This window comes from Fundidesulfovibrio terrae (assembly GCF_022808915.1).
Lineage (GTDB): Bacteria > Desulfobacterota > Desulfovibrionia > Desulfovibrionales > Desulfovibrionaceae > Fundidesulfovibrio > Fundidesulfovibrio terrae.
This window is the reverse complement of record NZ_JAKZFS010000003.1, coordinates 362918-384212: the sequence shown is the minus strand read 5'-3', so window position 1 is coordinate 384212 and position 21295 is coordinate 362918. Positions and strand designations below refer to the sequence as shown.

The window sequence follows — 21295 nt, the reverse complement described above, 5'->3', positions numbered from 1 at the left end:
CCCGAAGAATGAACCGGCCCACGGCGATCACGCACGTTTGCCGCAAAAGTCCGCGTCAGAGGGCGATGCCGTGCTTCCTGAGCAGGTCGTAGAAGGTAGGCCTGCTGATCCCGAGGGCTTCCGCCGCCTTGAGGATGTTTCCCCCCGACCGGCCCAGCGCGGCCTCCACCATCTGCTTCTCCACCAGCGACCGGGCCTCCTTGAGGGTGGCGTTGGCCGGTATGGGAGAGCCGAGGTCGCTCGGGCACTCCGGAGTGAGCCCCAGGTCGGCGGCAGAGATCGTGGTTGAGTTCGACATCACCATGGCCCGGCGCACGGTGTTCTCCAGTTCCCTGACGTTGCCCGGCCAGGAGTGGCTGGAGAGGGCGTCCAGGGCGTCCTGGGTGAAGCCCGAGACGGCGCTGCCAGTGCCCTCGTGGTGCTTGCGCAGGAAGTGCTCGGCCAGCAGGATGACGTCCTTGCCGCGCTCCCGAAGCGGCGGGAGCTTCAGCGAAACCACGCCGATCCTGTAGAAAAGGTCCTCGCGGAAGCTGCCGTTGCGCATGGCCTCCTGGATGTCGATGTTGGTGGCCGCCACCACCCGCACGTTGACCTCCAGGTTCTTGCGCCCGCCCACCCGCTGGAAGACCATCTCCTGGAGGAAGCGCAGGAGCTTCACCTGCAGGTTGGCGGGCAGTTCCCCGATCTCGTCCAGGAAGAGCAGGCCGTTGTCGGCATACTCCACCTTGCCCCGCACCGTGGATACCGCGCCGGTGAATGAGCCACGCTCGTGGCCGAAGAATTCGGACTCGATGAGGTTCTCTGGCACCGCGCCGCAGTTGATGCAGACCATGGGGCCGGATTTGCGCGGGGAGAGCTCGTGGATGGCCCTGGCGACCAGCTCTTTGCCCGTGCCGGATTCACCCTGGATGAGCACCGGCACGTCCGAAGCGGCCACCTTTTCGATGTGCGCCAGCACCTCCCGCATGGGCGTGGAATCCCCGATCATGCCGGCCGGGTGGACGGCCCTGGGGGCGGCGGACTTGCGGGCGGGCCGCTCCTGCTCGATCTCGAAGAGATGGAAGGCCCGGCGGATCATCACCTTGAGCTCGTCCAGGTCGATGGGCTTGAGGAAGAAGTCGTAGGCGCCCAGGTCCACCGCGCGGCGGGCGTACTCGCGCGAGTCGAAGCCGGTGATGACGATGATCTTGGCCGTGGGCGAGATGCGCCGCAGCTCCTCCAGACACTTGAATCCCTGCGAGGCGTCCTCGGTCCTGGGGGGCAGGCCCAGGTCCAGGGTGACGGCCTGGGGGGAGTGTTCGCGGAATTTTTCCAACGCCTCCTCGACGCCCTGGGCGAAGACCAGGGTGTAGGGCTCTGAAGACAGGCCCCATTTGAGCTGCTGGCGGACGTCCTCGTTGTCGTCCACGATCAGAAGCGTGCGATTCATGCGCCCTCCAGCTGTGTCGCGGCATCCGGAGCAGGCAGGCGCACCGTGAACTCCGACCCTACTCCCGGCGCGCTCGAAACCTCGATGGTGCCGCCATGTGCTTCGACGATCTGCTTACACTGATACAAACCGATACCCATCCCTTTGGATTTCGTGGTCTTGAATGGCTGGAAAAGACTTTCGCTGATGAAACGATCGCTCATCCCGGGGCCGTTGTCGATAACCTTGATGTACGGGGTTGTGTCGAAACCCGTCTCCACACGCACGGTTTCTCCGGCCGGGCTGGCTTCGCGGGCGTTGAGCACCAGGTTCAGGATGACCTTCTGGAGCTGCGACCGGTCCACCTCGGCCGCGACGGTGTCCCCGTCGAAGACCAGGGCGTCCAGGGAGGCGTGCTTGAAGGTCTCCTTGACCAGCTGCTTGAGGTCGGCCGTCTCCATGGACAGGTTCTCGCGCGTGGGGAGTTGTCTCAGTTGCGAGATGAGCACGTGCATCTTGGACACGGTGTTCTCCAGACCCTTGAGCATGTCCTGCTGGAAAGCGGGGTCCTGGATGTAGCGCTTGGCGTTGTCCACGATGAGCGACAGGGTGTAGACGAGGTTCTTCAGGTCGTGGACGATGAAGGTGGAAACCTTGCCCATGACCTCCATGTCCCGGGCCTGTGTGAGCAGTTCCGCCAGCCGCAGGTTCAGGATCGCCGCGTTTGCCTGGCTGCCCAGGGCTTCCATGAGGTCGAAATCCTCCTGGTTGAACTCCTCAGTCTCGTCGATGGGCTTGAGCATGAGGATCAGGCCCTCCAGGGACTCTCCCTGCAGCAGGGGCACGGCGAAACTGGCCTGGGATTCTGACAGGAAGGCCGCCGTCTGCTCGCTGGCAGAGCTGATCCCCTGGCGGATGTCCACGGCGGCGAGGCCGTCCTGGAGCCTGCGGACGAGTCCGTCCTTGGAATCCAGGCGAGGGGGGATGATGTGGTCCAGTTCCCAGACCGTGGCCGGAACCATGGCCTGGCCGCCGGGCTCCTTGAGGTAGAGCACCGCGCCGCCCATGCCGAACGTCTCGCAGAACCCGAGGAGCACGGCCTGGTAGAGTCCGTCCCGGCTGCGCACGCTGGATATCCTGTTGGTGAAGGACATCCACTGGGTGCGGTAGTCGTATTTTTCCTTGTAGAAATAGTGCTGCAGAAGCCGTGTGCACTTGCGGCGGAACCGCTCCGAGAGCATGAGCGTCAGCAGGCCCACTCCGGAGACGATCCCCAGAGCCAGGAGCAGCGCGCGGTTGCCGGCGCTGCCCGTCAGGCTCATGGCCAGGCCCAGGGCCCCGAGAAAGAGCAGGTATGCCCCGGCTCCGAAGAGCACCACGGAGGTCCGGGCCAGGCGTTTGGACACCGCCACCGGGGCCTCCCCGCCCCGGAAGAGCGACGAATACAGCAGGAATGCCGTGCCGATGGCGAATCCGGTCTGGCGGGCCGGGGCCAGGGAGGTGTCCAGGGTGTGGTAGAGAAGCCCCAGGCTCAGGGTGAAGAGATGCGACCCCAGGATGGAGAAACATCCGAGGATGGTGAACTTGATCCTCCAGCGCTGCCCGTGCACGGAGTTGACCAGCGTGGCCTCCAGGGCCGTGAGCGACATGATGAGCACCGTGAGCGTGGCGCACCGGACGAGGAATCCCGGGGCGGAGAGGAAGAACACCGGGCCGTTCTGCGCGGCGGCCCGGACGGCCAGGATTCCGGCCGGAGCGGCGCATATCCCGGCGGCGGTCCCGATGGCGGCCACCGCGAACCAGGAGAGGGCTGGGCTCAGGGACTGTTCCTTGGGCCTGGCGTAGCGCCTGCTGAAGAGCATCCAGGTGACGGCCCCGGTGAGTTCCACCGCCATGTACGGGCCGGTCCAGGCCAGGCCCGAGTCTCCCGGCAGACCCCAGACTCCCAGAGCGTCCAGGCAGAGCGAAGCGGCAACGCCGGCGATGACGTACCACCGGACGTAGCCCATGCCAGGCTTGAGGAACAGGCTGGCCGCCAGCGCCACCGAAAGCCCGGTGCACAGGAGGAGGAGAACGGTCTGGACTGGTCCGGGAGACATGGCCGTCCTTACGACTGGAGGAATTGCGCCAGCACGGGCTGCACGGTTTTCAGGAAATCCTCGGCCAGTTCCGACGCCTTGGCCTTGTCGCCCGGCATGGGCACGGAGATCCGGATGAAGCTGGCCGCCCGCCGCCCACTCCGGATGGAGTGGAGCACCTCTTGAATCTTCAGGGCGTATTCGTTGGTGATGGCGACCCCGCCCACCTCGAACCAGTACATGAAGAGTTCGGTGTCGGCCCCGTTCTGGTAGACCGCGGTGACGGTGTCCAGGGTCCTGGACGCGAGGTTCACCGGGGAAGGCTCCGTGGAGACCTCATACCAGCCGGAGCCGGGCAGGCAGTTCCTGGGCGAGTGGAGCGGCCCGGCCTTGCTGGCCCCGTCGTGGTAGCCCACGTAGAGGTCGGCCACGGCTCCGTCCTTTCTCTGGTAGCGCTTGGCCATGTAGTCGGTGGGCCTGAGTATCCGCAAGGTGTCCGGGTCGAACCGGGAGTTCTGGATCATTGTCCAGTCGCCCACCTGGGTGGGGAATTCGGCCAGGGGTTTGGCCAGCGGGCTCGGCTGGTCATGGTGGGTGGCCATGTACACGCCCGCGAAGGCCATCACGGCCACGATGGCCAGGTAGCGGAGGTATGTCTTCATCGGAACCACCTTGACAGGATGCGGTGGGAGGCCATGAGCATGGCGATGGACGTCAGGAAGATGACCAGCCCCGCGAATTCATGGAAGAAGCCCTCGGCTGCGGCCTCGCCGAAGTGCTGGGCCAGGATGCCGGTGCCGATCACCCGGACCATGTTGGCGGCCAGGGCGATGGGGAAGATGAGGGCCACGATGGCCAGCTTCTCCTTGAAGGGGCGAACGAAAAGCATCACGTAGGCCAGGCCCACCGCCAAAAGCGATGTGAGCGAGCGCAGTCCGCTGCAGGCGTTGACCACCTCAAGGGTTATGTTGGGGAAGGCCATGATGTTGCCCTCGCGCACCACCAGTATTCCCAGGGCCTTCAAAACGACCACGGACACCTTGGTGACGAAGAGCTTCAGGGGAAAGGCCAACGCGTCGTAGAGCACGGCCGGAACCGGGATCATGAGCGTCAGGTAGGCCATGGGGCCAGCCAGCACGCCCAGGACCCCCCACCCGGCCCAGTACACCACGCACCCGGTCAACACCACCAGGAGCGAGAAGCGCATGGTGAAGTATTCCGTGGCCAGCCACCCCAGGAGGAGCATGGCCGCTCCCATGGCGACGATGGCAAGCCCCATGGCGCTGGGCTTGGCCGGCTGGGCCATGAGCCGTTCCCGGCGCTGCCAGATCAGATAGGCGGAAACCACCGGGACGATGAACCCGTGGGAGCTGTTCTCGTCGTTCATCCAGTCCAGTACCATGCCGTGCACGATGGACCAGTAGGCGGCCGCCACCGAGGCCAGGGCCAGGAGCATCAACGGGTACTGGGACCTGACCAGGGCCGCGAGCGTCGCGACGGAACCTCCCTGCGGCCCCTGGGGCGGGGAGAGCTTGGGACTGAGCGTCGCGTCCATGTCAATGACCTCCTCGAGCGGCGAACCAGTCAACGGTTCTGGCTAGCCCCTCCTTGAGCCCGACCTTAGCCCTCCAGTGGAGCATCTGCTGGGCTTTTGAGGTGTCCGAGTAGTTGCGCCGCATGTCGCCCTGGCGCTCTCCGAGGTGCCTGACTGCGGCCTGAGGCAGGCCTTTGGCCGCGAGCGCCTCCACCAGCATGGCCACCAGGCTGTTCACGGTGGTTTCCTCGCCGGTTGCGATCTGGAATGTTTCGCCCGCGGCGTCCTCTCGCACTGCGGAGCTCTTGACCGCCTCGACCAGGTCGTCCACGTACAGGAAATCCCTGGTTTGAAGGCCGTCACCGAACACGTCCAGGGGCTCGCCCTTGCGGGCCGCCGAGATGAAGCTGGCAACCGCGCTGGACTTGTGGCTGGAGAGCGGACCGTAGACGTTGCTGAACCGGAGCGACACCGACGGAACTCCGAAACACTTCCAGTAGGCGCAGCAGTATCCTTCTCCGGCCATTTTGCTCGCCCCGTAAGGCGACATGGGGCGCGGAACGATGTCCTCGCGGATGGGGGGGGGCGCGTCTCCGGCCGGGGCTCCGCTGGAGGCGAAGACGAAGCGCCTGGCTCCAGCCTGGCGGGCGCCCTCCAGGCAGTTCAGCGTGCCCAGCACGTTGACCTTGCAGTCCCATCTGGGATTTTTGACGGACGGTCCCACCCCTGTGTTGGCCGCCAGGTGCACCACCACGTCAGCGCCGCCGCAGGCGCTGGCGGTGTCGTGTTCATCGAGGATGTTCGCCGGGACCAACTGGACCTCGCCAGGCCCGGGGAATCCGGCAAGAGCGGCGGGGCCGCATTCGGAAAAACGGCAGACCTCGGCAAGGCCGTCCCTGTCCCCCACGCTCAGGTCGTCCAGGATGCGGATGGCGTGCCCTCCTTCACCAAGAAGCGAGGAGACGAGGTTGCGGCCGATGAATCCGGCGCCGCCCGTGATGAGCCAGTTCATGCCCATTTGACCCCCCTGAAGATGCTCTGGGGACGGATGGACGCCTTGTGCTTGAGCACCAGCTGCAGCATGGACCGCAGGATTTCGTCCGTGAGCAGGGTCGGTTTCAGGCCCAGGTCGGCGAGCCCGGTGTAGGCCGGGTTGTAGTAGTGCTCCTCGGCCTCTTTCCTCGGATTGGGGATGTGCTGGACGCGCACGTCCAGGTTCATGGCGTTGCCGGCCTTTTGGACCATGTCCGCCAAGGTGAGGACGTCGAAGGTTTCGGTCAACTGGTTGAAGACGCGCAGCTCGCCCGGGCCGGCCGGCTTTTCCAGGGCCAGCCGGACGCAGTTCACGGTGTCGATGATGTTGAGGTATCCGCGGATCTGCTTGCCGGAACCGTAGACCGTAAGGGGGACGCCCGCCACGGCCTGCACCAGGAATCTGTTGAGCACTGTGCCGAACAGCTCGTCGTAGTTGAAGAAAGGCATCAGGCGCTCGTCGCTGCCCGATTCCTGGGTGGTGATGCCGTAGACCGGGCCCTGCATCAGGTCGGTCACGGCAAGGCCCCAGGTGCGCACGTAGAACCAGAGCATGTCCGTGTCCATGATCTTGGTGGTATGGTAGAGGCTGCTGGCCTGGCGCGGGTATAGGAAACGCTGGCGGCGCCCCTTGTGCTCCACGTCGAGCCAGCCTTCCTCGATGTCGATGTTGGGTGTGCCGTATTCGCCCATGGTGCCGAGCTTGACGATCTGGGCCTGGGGGCAAAATTCGCGAACGGCGAAGACGCAATTGGCCGTGGTTTGCAGGTTGTTGGCCAAGGTCAGGCTGGCGGCCCTTCGGCTGAGCATGGAGTAGGGAGCCGAAGGCTGCTCCGCGTAGTGGACGATGGCGTCGGGCGTGAACGCCCTGAACACCTCACTGACGAAATCCCACTGCGTCAGGTCGCCGATGAACACCTGGACGTCCTTCCCGGAGACGGACTTCCAGATCGATGCCCTTTCGGGCAGCCGGGGCGTGGGGAAAAGCGGGTCTCCATCCTCGTTGGAGCAGAGGTTGCGGCGCAGATAGTTGTCCACGCAGGCCACGTCGTGGCCCCTGGCCGAAAGGTGCATGGCGGTTGGCCATCCGAGATAACCATCGCCACCCAATATCAGTATCTTCATGGTGTTGCTCCTGGTGATCGATGCGATTGCCGCGTTTAGGGCCAATGCCTCTGCGCGGGGTGAGAGCCCTCGACAGGCTCTTCGAGCAGCTTGTTCACGTACAGGAACCGCGTGAGCTGTTCCTGGGTCATGGGCGGCTCGTTGCACGAGTTGTAGGGGTTGGTCACGACGCCGGGAACAATGTCGTCGTAGTCGTAGGCCGTTTCCCGATACAGGCCATGAAATGCTGGGAGAACGGCGAAGTAGTCCGTCAGCTCGACCGCACGCCGGGTTTCTTCGAGGCTCATGAGTTCCTCGTACATTTTCTCACCCGGTTTCGCGCCGATTTCCGTGATGGGAATGCTCGCCGGATCATGGCCGTACCGGGGGGCAATCTCCCGGATCATTACCTCGGCCAGGTCCTTGATCCTGATCACCGGCATCTTCGTGATGAAGACTTCGCCTCCTCGGGCGAGGGCGGAAGAATCCAGAACGAGGCGGGCGGCCTGCTCGATGCTCATGATGAATCGGGTCATGTCCGCGTCGGTGAGGGTGACGGGGCCTCCCGCCCGGATTTGCTCCCGGAAGATGGGAATGACCGATCCCCTGGAGCCCAGCACATTGCCGAAACGGGTGGAGGCGAACACGGTTCCGCCTTTTCTCCGGTTACTGTTGGCCGCGGTCATGAGCCGTTCGCCCATGAGTTTGGACGTCCCCATGACGTTGGTGGGGTTGACCGCCTTGTCCGAGCTCGTGAAGATCACGCGTTCGACGTGGTTTGCGATCGCTGCCTCAATGATGTTCTGCACTCCGAGGATGTTGTTTTCCACGGCTTCAGTCGGAGAGCGTTCGCATAACCCGACATGCTTGAACGCCGCTGCGTGAAATACGACGTCAACATCTTCCATCAACTGGAGCATCCTCTTGGCGTTGCGCATGTCTCCGATGAAGAAGTGCGCATGGGGGTGAGACAGCCATTCCTGTTCCATGAAGAAGGTCGCGCTCTCGTTGTTGTCGATGCAGAGCAGTTCCTTCACACCGTATTGGGTGAGTATGTGGGCGACCAGTTCCCTGCCCACGGTGCCGCAGCAGCCGGTGATCAGGACCCTCTTGCCCGCGAGCATGGCGGATGCATTCATTTACGCGCTCCTGGCCGGCGCCTGGACGGTGCCGGGATCGTTTCGTTCCTTGATCGTCCTGGCGGGGTTTCCCGCCACCACGTGGCCGGGCTCGGCGTCCTTCACCACAACCGAGCCTGCGCCCACCACACATCCGTCGCCGACGTCGGCCATGATGACCGCCTGGTTTCCGATCCAGCAGTCGTTGCCGATGCGCACCCCGTCATGCGATCCCCCTTGGAGCCGTATGGGGGTATGAGCATCCGCGAAGTGGTGCGTGGACTTGCCGCTGGTGATGCTGACGAAGCTGCCGATGATGGTGTCGCGCCCGATATGCGCCTTGGATACGATGGTGTACGGGCCGATGTAGACGTGGTCCTCGATCTCGGAGTCTGGCGTGGAGAACAGCACTCCGAAGTCGAAGGTCGCCTCCCAGGAACAGCGCGTGAGCGTCTGGACATAGAATCCGCTACGCAGCACGGACCCCAAGGTACCCGGGACGAGGCTCATGAGCTGCGAGAGGCCCCTGAACATCCGGTGTTCCCCTCCTGGTCGGTCCGCGATCCGGACCAAGGCAGCCGCCGGAAACGTCGCGACCTTGGCGACGATGTGCAGCGTTCGCTTGAGGGTCGTCTTCATTTGTTTCCACCGGCGGTATGTTGTTTCCCGGCCAGTCCCGCGCGGGCGTACTCCTGGCTCAGGTAGAACTGGCCGCCTCTCCCGACCCATCCGAGCACCTTGGGCGCTACGGGAAGCCAGGGCCAGTGGACCTGCGCCGGGTGGTCCAGCGAATACAGGAAATCGTTTTTCGATGCCTTTTCCGCTTCGAAAAAGAACATCGCATCCCTGAAGATCTTCCGGGCGAACGCGGTGTACGCCTGGGCCTTCTCCGGTTCGTTCTTCAGCAGGTTGGCCGCTGCATAACTCAGTGGGCCGGCCACCAGGACGTTGTGCCCCACTTGGCCCCCCGTGTTTTTTTCCGGATTGTCTGGAGAGGTGGAGTAGGAGAGCGAGAGCACGGCATATCTGCCGTTCTTGGTTTCGCCCCCGACGAAGGCCTTGTCCTTCAGGAAATCCAGGCTCCGGATGATGTACTTCTCCAGCGTCGACACATCCAGGCCAGCCCGGGAAGCCTCCATGTGGAATTCGCAAAGTGGTTCGAGGGGATAGGTCAGCATGGTCACGATGGCCTCCCCCTTGTAGAGTCCGTTGAACGAACCGGTTTCAGTGATGTAGCCCTTTCCGCCGCTACCGGGCATGTCAGGCAGCTGTTCCGTGTACAGGAGGCTCCCGGTGAATATGCGCATGGCCTCCGTCAGAAGCGTCTTGTCGCCCGTTATGCGGTACAGGTTGGTGAGCAGGAGGATGCTCCATCCCTGGCAGCGGGTCTGGTTCACCGCCCAGTTTCCCCCGGCGATGACCTTGGCCCAGATCCTCTTGGCTGCGCCTGCGCTGCGCGCGGCCGCTTCCTGGTAGCGGATGTCTCCCGTGAGGAAGTATCCCAGCGTGTATCCGCCGTTCCACGTATGCGAAGCCATAAAGCCCGCATTCTGGGTCGTTTTGTGATGCCAGCCGAGCGCGGGCGGACCTATCAGCTCCCAGTTCCAGATTCCTTCGGTCTGACCGCCGTGGAGTTGGTCCATGTCGATGCTGTGGTGGGTCATCTCCAAGGCCTTTTCACGGAACTTGTCATTGCCGGAGCGTATGAACTGCAGCCACATGATGTACGGCCAGTCGTACCCGAGCGACGAGAACAGACCGCTTTTGTGGGCCCAGTCCCCGTAGTTTTCCCAGCCGAACCAGCTCCGGCCGAGCGCGCGCTGTTCCCGGAGGGTGTCCAGGTCCTTGCCGACGATGGACTTGTCCACCGGCATGGTCACCATGGCCTCATACATCTCCAGGGCCTTGTTCACCGTGGAGTCTTGTGTCTTGAACCTGGCCGGGGCGAAAACGCTCCAGGCCCCGGACTGGGCGTACCAGCGCGGTTCGCAGGTCGCGAAAAGCGGCGCGGCGAAGCACGCTGCCGTCTTGGCCGGGTCGAGCTTTCCGGCCTGCGCGCTGAAGTCGTACCAGGTGGTGTCGGTCATGTGCCAGCTGCCGCTGAAGTAGTGCCTGCCGGTGGCGTAGCTGGTCAGATAGGGCGTCTTCTCATCCGGAATGGCCGGGTTATCCGGCAGGAGCCCCACCACCAGGGCCGAGTCCGAAAGCTCCAGGGCCTTGGGAAAGCGCTCCCAGAAGTTTTCCACGAAGGCGGACACTTCGCCGTTTCCGGACGAAGCCTTGACCAGGCCCGGATACTTGCCGGGATGCTCGGCGCTTTTACCCTGGACCGTCTCCATATAGTAGAAGTTCCTGGAGTCGTCCTTCGGGTCGGTGTCCCGGTGGAGTTGCAGGACGGAACCTTTCCCGGCCTGGCCCTTCTGGTCGCTAAAGCGGGCCTGCCAGTCGCCCTGGCGCAGGGGCATGGCCAGGGTGAATCCGTCCAGGAAGACGTCGTTTACCGGAAAGTAGGTATGGATGGAGTTGCCGTTGCTCTCGAGGGTCGTTTCGACCTTGACGAAACTCTTGTTCTTGAAGGCGAAGATGCGCACCGTGTAGGTCAGGGCCATGTTCTCGCTGACAGGGGCGCCGTTGGGCTGGTTGAGCTGGGGACGGGCGTCCCCGCCGGTGAACGTCTTGCCTTGGGTGTCGGCGAAGGTGCCGCGCACCCGCACCACCGCCCGCATGGGACCGTTCTCTTCCACCACGGCCTCGCCCTTGCCCAGGGCGGAGCGGTAGGCCACACCCTTGCGGATGATGGTCAGACCACCGTCGGGCCCTCCGGCCAGGGGAGCCCCGCCTCCGGACGCGCTCACGTCCTCCAGGTTCCTGAATCCCTTGCGGGACACCTTGAAGCTTACGGCCCCGGTGTCCACGGAGATGGCGTCCTTGCCTTCCTCCACGCGGACGCCCTGGGTCGAAGGGGATGCCTGTCCCGTCTTGAGAGTGTAGGCCGCCTTGCCGCGGGGCGCGACATCTGCCTGGAAGTCGCACAGGACCCACTTGATCGGCTTGCTCGCGTCGTTCAGTTCCCCCCAGCGCGCCAGAACCTTGAACTGGGCCGGAACCGGCTTGCCGCTTGCGTCCAGCAAGGCAAGTTCGCCAGTGCCCTTCACCCCCATGGCCTCGGATAACGGTACTCCCGAGGTGACGGGATAGGCTTCATACTTGGCCTGTTCCGGATTGTTCACCGTCAGTTTCACCTCTTCGGCCAGCACGGGGCTGCCCCATGCCGAAAGCAGTATTGCACCCAGCATGACCAGCTTTGCCAGAGTGCAAACGCGCCACCGTATATCTCTTGTTCTTGTCGCCATTGTCGTCACTCCTGAACGTTGGCTTGTGTGACCCTGTGTCCCTGTGCCGCAGGAACACCCAGGCGCCACTTCCCGCTGCGTGTCCTCGTGCATGCCGCCCGGCGCGAGGGGAGAGCGGCCTTTGTCAATGCTGTACCATGAAGTCACATCATGCATGTGCATTCCTCGACCGCAGGAACCGTGTCAGAACGATAAGGCCCCACAGGATTGAGCTCCTGTCGGCGCGGCGGTCCTGGTGTTCGTTCCAAAGACGTTGGACGGACTTCATGCAGAGCACGCCGGACTCTTTCGCACCCTTGTCGAAGAGTTCCGCATCCGCCCAATCGCGCAGCGCCCCCCGGAGCCATGCGGCCAGCGGAATCGTGAATCCTTTTTTGGGGCGGTCCACGATATCTTTGGGGACATGGCGGTAGAGAAGGTTCCGCAGCACGTATTTGTGGATTCCTCCGCGCAGCTTGTTTCGAAGAGGCAAGGACCAGGCGAACTCGACGACCCTGTGGTCCAGGAAGGGAACCCGAGCCTCCAATGCGACAGCCATGCTTGCCCTGTCCACCTTGACCAGTATGTCGTCGGGGAGGAAGGTCGTCGTATCATGGAACATCATGCTTGAAATTGGAGAAAGACCGGACGGCGGCTCCAGCCCCGCAGGCGGGAGCCGCCTTGGGGACTTCGCCGAGAGCAGGTCTTCGTATCGCTTATAGGGCGTGATCGCATTGTCATAGAACTCATGAGGACTGCGCGCATCCAGGAGCGCGATTAACGTGTCGATTTTTTCCGATCCCATGTTTGTTGGTGATTTGAAAAATTTCGAAAGCAATTTTGTGTTGTCGAAAACGTTGTCTGGAACGCGGCGCAGTATGGATCCAAGCATTGTTTTAAGGTCATGAGACAAGTGGCTGGCCATTTCCCAGCGCGATCCGCAGGTTGCATAGCTCGGGTATCCGCAGAAGAGTTCATCGCCCCCGTCTCCGGAGAGAATGACGGTCACGTGCTCGCGGGCGAGTCTGGAGACGGCGTACGTCGGGATTTGAGACGAATCGGCAAAGGGTTCGTCAAACGATTCGACCAGTGTTTGGGTCGACTCCAGGAGATCCTTTTGTGTGACGAGCAATTCGGTATGCTCGGTGCCGAGGTGGTTCGCCACGGCGCGGGCGTGTTGCGATTCGTCGTGCGCCGCGTCGTCAAAGCGGATCGTGAACGTCCTAATTTTATGGGGCGTGAATTGGCGCATGAGCGACACAATGCAGGAGGAGTCTATGCCTCCGGACAAAAAGGCCCCGATTGGAACGTCGGAGATCATGCACATGCCTGTCGAGTCGCTCAGCAGAGCGCTCAGGCAGTCCTCGGCGTCTTCATCGCTTCCGGTGAACGGGGAGAGCATTCCTTGCCTGGCGCAATCCTGCAGGGACCAGAAGCGAGTCTTGACCTGGTTCGTCAGCCGGCCGTCCGGGGTGAAGTCGCAGCACAACAGGCCGCCCTGGGGGAGCTTCTTTATGCTTGTATAGATCGAGCGCGGTGCCGGGACGTATCCATATTTCAGAAACAAGGCGGTCGACTGCATGTCGATCGACAAGCGTTCATCCTCCATGAACACGAGTCCCTTGATTTCGGACGCGAAGGCGATCCGGTCCCCGTCTATGAAGTAGTAGAGCGGCTTGATCCCCATGGGATCCCTGGCCAGCCACAAACGGTGTTCGACGCGGTCCCAGACTCCAAACGCGAACATTCCGATGAATTTCCGGACGGATTCCGCGACGCCCCAGGCGTCAAAGCAGGCCAACATGACCTCGGTATCCGAACCTCCGCGGAATTCGGGCGCATGGCCTTCGTCGCGCAGTTGTTTTCTCAATCGCTCGAAATTGTACACCTCGCCGTTGAACACCATGCAGTATCGGCCGGATGCGGACAGCATGGGCTGCCGGCCGTGCTCGCTGAGGTCGAGAATGGCCAGGCGCCTATGGGTCAGGCTCAGCCCGTGCTCGTCGTCGTGCCATTCGCCGGAGTCGTCGGGTCCCCGGTGCTTGAGGATTTCGTTCGAGCGTTTCGCCATCTCCATGCGCAGCGACACCGCAAGGCTCTTGTCTTTCAATCCCCAGATGCCGCACATTACATGACCCTCGATTTGGAGTTTCCGTCCGCGTAGAGGCCAATATAACGGTCGAGCGCTCGGCTCGCGTTGTAGTCCTTGGTAACGGTTTGTTGTCCTTCCAGGCCGTATCGCTCACGCAGGGAGTCGTCGGTCAGCAGCGTTATGATCGCCCTGGCCATGTCCGTTTCGCTCCCGGGTTGGACGAGCAGGCCGGTATGTCCGTCGCGCACGACGTCGGGGATCCCGCCAACCCGGGTGGCCACCACGGGCTTACCGGCCGCCATCGCTTCGAGGATGCACAGCGGCAGCCCTTCCGCCTTGGATGACAAGACCGCGACGTCCAAGGATTTCATGAGCTCGGGAATGTCTCTGCGCACGCCGAGGAAGTGCACGTTGTCTTGGATACCGAGGCTTTCGGCCAACGATTCGAGGCCGCGCCGCAAGGATCCTTCACCGATCACGAGAAGCTGCGCGTCAGGCACAGCCGCGACAACAAGGGCGAACGCCCTCAAAAGCATGTGATGGTCCTTTTCGCTCTCAAGCCTCGCCACAATGCCGACCACAGGTTTATCCGCGTCCAATCCCAAAGACTCGCGCACCTCTTCAGCGTTGCTGATCCGCTTCACATCAACGCCGTTGCGGATCAGCGCGATGCGTTTTTTGGGAATGCGGACCTTGGTCAGTAGGAAGTTTTCCACGTCTTCGTTGACAACTGTCACCATGCTGCACAGGGCGGCAAGCACACGCAGCATCACCCGTTTGTGAATGGGCTCCAGCGAGAAGCGTTCATGCTCGGTATGGATGATCTTGGCTCCGGAAACGACCGCGCCGGGCCAGGCGTAGAAAAGCTCATAAAGATGATGGGTGTGGACGATGTCCGGCTTCACTGTCCGGATGATCCGAAAAACCTCGAGCATCGTTTTCCAGACCCCTCCGGTGCGGCCGGATACGAACGTTTTGATGTGGGCGTTCTCCAATTCGTGCCGCAACGCTCCATCCTGCTCCAGGGCGCACACTGCGTTTTCCCAGCCAAGTTGCGTCAGGCCCAGCGCGATGTCGCGGGCCACCATTTCGGAGCCGCCGACACCCAATGAGTATACCACCTGAAGAATACGTTTTCTGGCCACGTCCGCGCTCCGCTCAGTCCAGGGATTTCAGGAACTGGTGGTAGGTGTTCGCATAGTTGTCCGGCGAAAAGTGCGCCTGCGCGCGGGTGAGCCCGGCCTCGCCCATTTGCCCGCACCGTTCGGGATCATCGAGCAGGATGCGCATCTTCGCGGCCAGGTCCGCGTCGTTCTCGGACTCGAACAGGAGCCCCGTCGTCCCGTCCTCGATCACTTCAGGAATGCCGCCAGCCCGTGAACCGATGACCGCCTTGCCGCAGGACATGGCTTCGATGACCACTCGAGGAATGCCCTCGGTCCTTGATGCGGAAACATAGAAGCGGCACCCCTCGAATTCGGCGATGATGTCCTTGTAGACCATGCCCTTGTTGAAGATGACGTTGGGGTTGCCTTGAGCCAGCTCCTGATAGGGGCCTAAATCCGGGCAATGGCCGATGATCTTGAGCTTGAGGTCCGGGTAGTCGGGGCTTATGCGCCGGAACGCCTTGAGCATCACGTCGACGCCCTTGATGTCGAAGGGGTGGCCCACCAGGAGGATGTACCCGCCGTCGGACCTGGATTCCCGGAACGCCTGGGTGGCGATGTAGGAGAAGAATGTGGCCTGCTTCGGCCCTCCTCCGTTCAAACCGAAGACCTTCCGGTAGTTTTGGGCGATGGGCTGGTTGATGAACTTGATCGCGTCGGCTCTGGGCAGGCTCAGGCGCATGAGGGCGAGTTTGATCTTTTCGGCCACGTGCCTGAACAGCCCGACGGTTGCGTCCTTGGGAGTGTAAAGATGATCCGTGTTCACCTCCACCACGAGCTTGCCGCCGGCGATGAGTCTCGCCAGCAGGCCTATGAAGCCGCAGATGCCCGGATCGTAGGCCACGATGTAGTCCAGGGGGCGCATCTTCCAGGCCGTTTTCAGGCAGTAAAGCAGGTAGCCGGCCTGCCTTGCCAGGATATTCGCGCGATAGCGGTATGACGTGAACAGGAAGTTGCCGGCCTTCTGCTCCCCGGTGGAGGAGGAAAGGTGCAGCATCCTGCCCGTATACCAGCGCGAGAAGAGTTCGTACTTGAACTTGAAGTTGGGGCTCTCGGGAGACCAGATGAGATAGTTGATGAACATCACTTTCTTCGCGCTCATGCCGTCCCTCCATGTCTTCGCGCTGCCTCGGAGTAGATCGATTCCATGCGCGCGGCCCGGGCGTCGGGGGAGAATAGCTCCCGCACCCTGGCCAATCCCGCCTCTCCCCACGCCCGCGCTGTTTCCGGGTCATCCACCGTCTCGATGATCGCTTCGGCCAGGGCCCTGGGGTCTCCGGGGGGCACGAGCCTGCCCGTGACGCGGTCGGGGACCGTCTCCGGCACCCCTCCCACTGCAGAGGCCACCACGGGCAGGCCGCAGGCCATGGCTTCCAGGGCCACGTTGGGCATGCCTTCGCTGAACGAGGGGATGACCAGTACGTCCATCAGCCGGTAGAAAGGGGCTATCTCCGGCTGGTATCCCGCGAAGACCACCCGGCCGGACAGGCCGTTGGTCTCGCAGAAACGCTTGAGCGCCGCCTCTTCCTGGCCGTCGCCAACCAGGATGGCCTTGAGGCCGTCGCGCCCCTTCAGAAGATTCATGGCCTCGAGAAACACGCCGTGCCCCTTTTCCGGGCTGAACCTGCCCACCACGCCGAGCACGGTGTCGCGCGCCGAGAGCCCGAAATCCTCCCGGTTCACGGTGGAGGCCTCGGCAGGCCCTGAAACGGGAGCGGCGGAGGCCACGGCGTTGGGCACGGCCACAGTGCGGTCACCGGGGAATCCCGCTTCCACCAGCTTGCCGCGCATGACGCCGCTGACGGCAACGATCCTGTCCGCGTGGCGGGCGAAGAGGCGCTCCAGCCTGAAATAGAAGCGGATCTTGGCGTTTTCGTTCGTGTTGCCGTGGATAAAGGACACCCATGGGCTGCCCGTGGCCTTGGAGAGGATGAGGCCCATGACGTTGGGCTTGTAGCCGTGAGTCTGCAGCACGTGCGCGCCGGTCTCCCGGATCAGCCTGGACGCCTGGCACAAGAGCAGCGGGTCCACGGCCGCACGCTGGGCCAGGACGTGCACCTCGTGCCCCTGGCCTCGCAGGTCCTGGAAGAGCGGGGGCTCGGGGAGCCCCTTGGGCCATGTGCAGGCGAAGACGATCCTGTGCGAGCCGCGCTCTCTGAGCTTCGACGCCAGTTGGACGAGCTGCTTCACAGGACCGGTGGCCCGGTCGGCGGCGATGGCGGCCAAGACCGTCTTCATGCCCGCTCCTCCCGGATCTTTTCCCGTTGGGCGTCGCCAATGCAGCGATTCAGGGCTGAGCCGATGATGCCCCAGTCGTAGTTTTCGGCCACGAACCGTCTGGCAGCGTCTCCGATGCGGCGTCTGGCGTCGCCGTCGGAGAGGAGCCGGACCATCGCTTGGGCGAAATCCTCTGCCGAATCGGCCAGGACGATCTGCGTTCCCTCGGCCGCCGCGATCCCTTCCGCCCCGACCCGGGTGGACACAACGGCCTTGTTGCAAGCCATGGCCTCCAGAATCTTCAGGCGGGTTCCGCCGCCCACCAGGAGCGGCACCACCGCCAGGCTTGCCCGCGCGAGGAAGGGGGCCACGTCCGGCACGTCCGCGAACACGGACACGTTCGGGCCTTCCAGGGCGCGCACGGCCGGGACGGGGTTCTTGCCCACCAGGCTCAGGTGCAGCCCGGGGAGGACTTCGAGCAGGCGCGGCAGGACCTCCCGCACCAGGAACCGCGCCCCGGAGATGTTGGCGTGGTAGTCCATGCGCCCGATGAAGACGGCCTCCTGCGCGTCCCTGCCGGCCGGGCTGGGCTGGTAGGCGTCGCACCACACTCCGTTGGGGATGACCTCCACCTTGGTGCGCACGCCCATGGATTCGAGCAGCGCCTTGTCCTCGCCGGAACACACCGTCACCAGGTCGAAACTCCTGGAGACGTCGCGCTCGTACCGCTTGAGCTTCCGGGCGGTGAGCCGGGCGTAGAGGGCCTTGGCCGGGGACTCTTCCTGTTGCGCGAAGCGGCGCATGAGGCTCGACTCCACGTTGTGCATGTCCAGGATCTTGAGCGGGATGGACGCGTTCACGGCGTACTGGGCCATGGACACGTCCTCCACCTGCACGGCGTCGTAGCGGCGGATCTGGGTGAGCTCGCGCATGGCCAGTCCGAAGTCTTCCTGGTGGCAGTTGTGCACCGAAAACGGTTCGCGCATGACCAAGCCCCGGAGCAGGTCGGTCGGGGCGTATGACTTGGCGCGCTCCACGGTCACGATTTCGCGCAGGCATTCCCTCTGCCCGTTCATGGACGTCTCGACGTCCTCGCCGTTCAGGTAAGTGAGCAGGTCCACCTCATGGCCGTGCGCGGCTAGCGAACGGATCAGGGCGGAGGTGCGCATCTTCCAGCCATCGTCGGCCGGGAAGGGAAGCCTGGCGCTCACGACAAGAATCTTCATCGGCCCACCCCTTCCCTGTCCGCCCCCGGGCGGACTCTCCTGTTGAAAGGTCCGAGCGTGTGGACGACCCTCAGCCTTGTCATGCCCGCATTGGACAACGCCTTGAGGGATGCGGCGTTTTCGGAATGCACCACGCTGTACACGCGCTCGCATCCCTCGCGGAAAAGCTGCGCGAGCGTCTGCCTGATGGACTGGCTGCACAGCCCCTGCCCACGGTATTCCGGCAGGGTGACGATATGGCTGATTTCCGCTTCACCATCGCCGAGAATAAGAAACCTTCCGGCCACGCCTTTGCCGTGGACCCAGTGTATGTGGCACGGCGTGCCGTCCATCGTTACGGCGAAGCAACGCATCGACCCGTCCTGCTTGTCGAAGTAGTATTCACGAGGGAGATGCTTTCCGTCTCTGAATTCAGAAAGTGTTTTCTGCTGTATTTCGATGCACGGATGCCGATATTCCTCTGCTTGTTTTTCATTGAAATCGTTCTTTGATGCAAACATTATGACAAACTTGTTTATGCTAAGAATGCTGTAGTATATGAACTTGCAATACTTGATTGGTCCACTTCCGTAGTGGGCCTCAAGCGTCTCGGGCAAAGATTTGAGGCTGAGCAGTCTATTTCTCACGACGTGTACCACTGGCCTTTCTGTTCATGATGTTGATCCTGGAGAGAATCATGGTGCATACGACGAGGTATAGGAAGACAGACGAGTATGCCTGAGAAAGAAACATCGCCGTTATGACGTATGCGTGGAACGAGGCCTCAAGGCCGATGCTGAAGGTTTTTACTTTTTCTTGTAGGAAGCTGTCCTTCCTCATGAAGGAATAAAGTTCTTTGTAGCTTGTGTAAATGAGTGCAAGAAACAGCACGAGTCCTCCGGTTCCGAGCTCGGCCGCGATTTGGATGAGGAAGTTGTGGGCTGTCTTCCAGGCCCCGTATTGGTGTTGCGTTCCGTCGGCGTTGACGAATCCATCAAAGCCGATTCCAAGTATCGGATTCTCGAGGTATATATTCATCCCGCGCTTCCATATCTCGATGCGCCCGCCTCCGCTGGTGTAGTTGTAGTCCTCAGTCGGCTCGAGGATGGTCGAGAACCGTTCCATCTGGCTTTCGGAGACGAAAGCGAAGAATAATACGACGATGACTCCGATCATGGCCAGGGCTTTTACTTTTCCAAGGGTCTTGTCCCTGAGCAGTGTGTATGGCGCAACAATGCAGATGCTTATGAACGCTCCGCGCGAAACTGTTGATACGATGCCGATAACAATTAGAACCGTGCAGATCGTCGAGGAAATTTTAGAAATGCCTGTCGATATTCGGGAGAGATAATACGACAAGGGAAAGACGGAACAGAAGATAAGGCCAAGGTCGTTCGCGTCGTATGTGCTGCCAACGTTGAATCGTTTCCCCGTGGTGAAGAATGAAAGCACCGCAACCAGTGAAACGGAATAGACGAGAACGCGGTTCAGGAGGATGAAGTCCTCCTCTTTCTGAACGACTCGCAGCATGGCGTAGAAGAGCAGGCATTTTATCGGGACCCCCGTCATGAAGGACCTGAAGCTGGCTCCGGGCCATACCGCGCCGGGAATGGAAAGAAGCGCGATGGCGATGAGCATGATGTAGATCTTGGTCTGGGTGAAGGCCATGATCGGCTTGAGGGTCTTGTCGGGTTTGGCTGCGAAGATGGCCAAGAGCGAGATAAGGCCGGTGATGGCCCCGAGGTGCAGCCCCGCCAGGATCGGGTGGAGCTCCTGGATCCTGGCGACATTGATGACGAGAAGCAGCCCGGGCCCCAGGAGCACGCAATAGTTCAGCAGTGCCTCGGGGGCATTGCTCTTGAGGCGGCGGGTGCGAGAGCGTCGCGATGTGATGGAGGCCGGGGCGGCCGGTGCGATCTGTGGCATGTTTCCTTCCTTGGGCGTGCCCGGGGTGGGCGTCAAACCGGATTTTTCCGGGCCCCCGGGAGCAGCCCTGCCGATCCGAGCAGGCATTTGAGCCGCAGGCGCAGTCGCCCGCGCAGGCCGTTCCGTTCGTGGCGGCTGAACCTGGAGCCACGGTAGGCCGTCCAGGTGGCGGCTCCATCCCTGGCCGAGCGGTGGCAGAGATTGATCCACCGGTCCGCCAGGAACTCCTCGAAAACGTCCACGGGGTAGAGCTCCCTGGCGCGGTTGGCGGCGGCAATCCTTTCCAGCCAGGAGCCTGCCTGGGGCAGCATCCGGGCCTCGGCCGCGTCGTGGGTGTTCATGATGGTGTTGTGCAGGGCCAAGGTCTCTTCGGAAACATTGCCCAGGAGGCGGTCGAGCTGTCTTTTGCGCACCGCCCCGGTCATGGAGTCGAGGTTCTGCCTCTGCACCTGGGTGATCTGGCCCGGGTGCACGCGGTAGCGCACGCCCACTTCGGGGATGTTGGCCATGGGGAAGAAGGCCGAGGCGCGCTCCCAGACGTCATAGTCCTCGGCCGTGACGAAGCCGGGGTCGTAGCGTAAGCCGCGCTGCCTGAACCATTGCGTGCGCAGCATCGCCGTCGACGTGGCGATGGGGGAATAGCCGAAGAGGAAACACCGCACGGTATCGGGATGCCCCGGGAAAGGGACGGGGCGGGAGCCGGCAGCGGGGAACCTTTCGATCCACATGCCGCACACCCCGAGCGCGGGATTGTTTTCCATGAAAGACACCTGCCGGGCGAGCCGTCCTGGCAGGCTGATGTCGTCGGAGTCCAGGTACGCCGTGAATTCGCCCCGGGCTTCCTCGAGTCCCCGGTTGCGGCTGAAGGCGATGCCCCGGTTGCCGCCGTTCGAGAGAACGCGCACCCTGGCGTCCCCGAAGGATCGGGCGATGTCGGCGGTCCGGTCCTTGGAGCCGTCGTCGATGACCAGCAGTTCGAGGTCCTGGAGGGATTGTTCCAGGATGCTGGCTATGGAATCGGCGATGGTCTGTCCGGCGTTGTAGGCCGGCATTATCACCGTGACCCGAGGCGTGTTCATTCGT

17 protein-coding genes are annotated in these 21295 nt (G+C 62.6%); all 17 read right to left on the bottom strand.

Annotation, left to right across the window (positions count from 1 at the left end; all coding sequences use genetic code 11):
• Window positions 1–55: 55 nt before the first annotated feature.
• Window positions 56–1429: a PEP-CTERM-box response regulator transcription factor gene (prsR, locus tag ML540_RS12500; RefSeq protein WP_243361563.1), complete on the bottom strand. Its 1374-nt coding sequence runs from the start codon at window positions 1427–1429 to the stop codon at window positions 56–58.
• Complete coding sequence (gene prsK, locus ML540_RS12495) at window positions 1426–3507, bottom strand: XrtA/PEP-CTERM system histidine kinase PrsK (RefSeq protein ID WP_243361560.1); 2082 nt, start codon at window positions 3505–3507, stop codon at window positions 1426–1428. Before prsK ends, prsR begins: the two co-directional genes overlap by 4 nt.
• An 8-nt stretch (window positions 3508–3515) precedes the next feature.
• Window positions 3516–4148 carry an exosortase C-terminal domain/associated protein EpsI gene (locus tag ML540_RS12490; RefSeq protein WP_243361558.1) on the bottom strand — a complete coding sequence of 211 codons (633 nt, stop codon included), beginning with the start codon at window positions 4146–4148 and terminating at the stop codon, window positions 3516–3518.
• Window positions 4145–5041 carry an exosortase/archaeosortase family protein gene (locus ML540_RS12485; protein ID WP_243361555.1) on the bottom strand — a complete coding sequence of 299 codons (897 nt, stop codon included), beginning with the start codon at window positions 5039–5041 and terminating at the stop codon, window positions 4145–4147. The genes ML540_RS12490 and ML540_RS12485 overlap by 4 nt, the downstream gene beginning before the upstream one ends.
• 1 nt (window position 5042) lies before the next feature.
• Window positions 5043–6038, bottom strand: a complete 996-nt coding sequence (locus tag ML540_RS12480) for an NAD-dependent epimerase/dehydratase family protein (protein WP_243361553.1) — start codon at window positions 6036–6038, stop codon at window positions 5043–5045.
• Window positions 6029–7177 carry an NAD-dependent epimerase/dehydratase family protein gene (locus ML540_RS12475; RefSeq protein WP_243361552.1) on the bottom strand — a complete coding sequence of 383 codons (1149 nt, stop codon included), beginning with the start codon at window positions 7175–7177 and terminating at the stop codon, window positions 6029–6031. The genes ML540_RS12480 and ML540_RS12475 overlap by 10 nt, the downstream gene beginning before the upstream one ends.
• Before the next feature lie 35 nt (window positions 7178–7212).
• Window positions 7213–8295 (bottom strand): polysaccharide biosynthesis protein, encoded by a 1083-nt coding sequence (locus tag ML540_RS12470; RefSeq protein WP_243361549.1) that lies wholly within the window; start codon window positions 8293–8295, stop codon window positions 7213–7215.
• Complete coding sequence (locus ML540_RS12465; protein WP_243361547.1) at window positions 8296–8913, bottom strand: acyltransferase; 618 nt, start codon at window positions 8911–8913, stop codon at window positions 8296–8298.
• A complete protein-coding gene (locus tag ML540_RS12460) occupies window positions 8910–11570 on the bottom strand; it encodes a hypothetical protein (protein WP_243361545.1) in 2661 nt (886 codons plus the stop codon). Before ML540_RS12460 ends, ML540_RS12465 begins: the two co-directional genes overlap by 4 nt.
• Before the next feature lie 205 nt (window positions 11571–11775).
• Window positions 11776–13734: an asparagine synthase (glutamine-hydrolyzing) gene (gene asnB / locus ML540_RS12455; RefSeq protein WP_243361543.1), complete on the bottom strand. Its 1959-nt coding sequence runs from the start codon at window positions 13732–13734 to the stop codon at window positions 11776–11778.
• Window positions 13734–14843, bottom strand: coding sequence for a glycosyltransferase (locus ML540_RS12450; RefSeq protein WP_243361540.1), 1110 nt, complete (start codon window positions 14841–14843; stop codon window positions 13734–13736). Before ML540_RS12450 ends, asnB begins: the two co-directional genes overlap by 1 nt.
• Window positions 14844–14856: 13 nt before the next feature.
• Window positions 14857–15966: a glycosyltransferase family 4 protein gene (locus ML540_RS12445; protein WP_243361538.1), complete on the bottom strand. Its 1110-nt coding sequence runs from the start codon at window positions 15964–15966 to the stop codon at window positions 14857–14859.
• Window positions 15963–17102, bottom strand: coding sequence for a glycosyltransferase family 4 protein (locus ML540_RS12440; protein ID WP_243361536.1), 1140 nt, complete (start codon window positions 17100–17102; stop codon window positions 15963–15965). The genes ML540_RS12445 and ML540_RS12440 overlap by 4 nt, the downstream gene beginning before the upstream one ends.
• The gene (locus ML540_RS12435; protein WP_243361534.1) at window positions 17099–18307 is read right to left on the bottom strand and encodes a glycosyltransferase family 4 protein; all 1209 of its coding nucleotides are present in this window, start codon (window positions 18305–18307) and stop codon (window positions 17099–17101) included. Before ML540_RS12435 ends, ML540_RS12440 begins: the two co-directional genes overlap by 4 nt.
• The gene (locus ML540_RS17970) at window positions 18304–18945 is read right to left on the bottom strand and encodes a GNAT family N-acetyltransferase (RefSeq protein WP_243361531.1); all 642 of its coding nucleotides are present in this window, start codon (window positions 18943–18945) and stop codon (window positions 18304–18306) included. The genes ML540_RS12435 and ML540_RS17970 overlap by 4 nt, the downstream gene beginning before the upstream one ends.
• Window positions 18923–20212 (bottom strand): O-antigen ligase family protein, encoded by a 1290-nt coding sequence (locus ML540_RS12425; RefSeq protein ID WP_243361530.1) that lies wholly within the window; start codon window positions 20210–20212, stop codon window positions 18923–18925. The genes ML540_RS17970 and ML540_RS12425 overlap by 23 nt, the downstream gene beginning before the upstream one ends.
• Window positions 20213–20244: 32 nt before the next feature.
• A complete protein-coding gene (locus ML540_RS12420) occupies window positions 20245–21291 on the bottom strand; it encodes a glycosyltransferase family 2 protein (protein WP_243361528.1) in 1047 nt (348 codons plus the stop codon).
• Between the last annotated feature and the right edge of the window lie 4 nt (window positions 21292–21295).

Excerpts from the sequence above, each read along its gene's own strand:
- prsR (WP_243361563.1), bottom strand. The coding sequence starts at position 1,429 with ATGAATCGCACGCTTCTGATCGTGGACGACAACGAGGACGTCCGCCAG.
- prsK (WP_243361560.1), bottom strand. The coding sequence starts at position 3,507 with ATGTCTCCCGGACCAGTCCAGACCGTTCTCCTCCTCCTGTGCACCGGG.
- ML540_RS12490 (WP_243361558.1), bottom strand. The coding sequence starts at position 4,148 with ATGAAGACATACCTCCGCTACCTGGCCATCGTGGCCGTGATGGCCTTC.
- ML540_RS12485 (WP_243361555.1), bottom strand. The coding sequence starts at position 5,041 with ATGGACGCGACGCTCAGTCCCAAGCTCTCCCCGCCCCAGGGGCCGCAG.
- ML540_RS12480 (WP_243361553.1), bottom strand. The coding sequence starts at position 6,038 with ATGGGCATGAACTGGCTCATCACGGGCGGCGCCGGATTCATCGGCCGC.
- ML540_RS12475 (WP_243361552.1), bottom strand. The coding sequence starts at position 7,177 with ATGAAGATACTGATATTGGGTGGCGATGGTTATCTCGGATGGCCAACC.
- ML540_RS12470 (WP_243361549.1), bottom strand. The coding sequence starts at position 8,295 with ATGAATGCATCCGCCATGCTCGCGGGCAAGAGGGTCCTGATCACCGGC.
- ML540_RS12465 (WP_243361547.1), bottom strand. The coding sequence starts at position 8,913 with ATGAAGACGACCCTCAAGCGAACGCTGCACATCGTCGCCAAGGTCGCG.
- ML540_RS12460 (WP_243361545.1), bottom strand. The coding sequence starts at position 11,570 with ATGCTGGGTGCAATACTGCTTTCGGCATGGGGCAGCCCCGTGCTGGCC.
- asnB (WP_243361543.1), bottom strand. The coding sequence starts at position 13,734 with ATGTGCGGCATCTGGGGATTGAAAGACAAGAGCCTTGCGGTGTCGCTG.
- ML540_RS12445 (WP_243361538.1), bottom strand. The coding sequence starts at position 15,966 with ATGAGCGCGAAGAAAGTGATGTTCATCAACTATCTCATCTGGTCTCCC.
- ML540_RS12440 (WP_243361536.1), bottom strand. The coding sequence starts at position 17,102 with ATGAAGACGGTCTTGGCCGCCATCGCCGCCGACCGGGCCACCGGTCCT.
- ML540_RS12435 (WP_243361534.1), bottom strand. The coding sequence starts at position 18,307 with ATGAAGATTCTTGTCGTGAGCGCCAGGCTTCCCTTCCCGGCCGACGAT.
- ML540_RS12425 (WP_243361530.1), bottom strand. The coding sequence starts at position 20,212 with ATGCCACAGATCGCACCGGCCGCCCCGGCCTCCATCACATCGCGACGC.
- ML540_RS12420 (WP_243361528.1), bottom strand. The coding sequence starts at position 21,291 with ATGAACACGCCTCGGGTCACGGTGATAATGCCGGCCTACAACGCCGGA.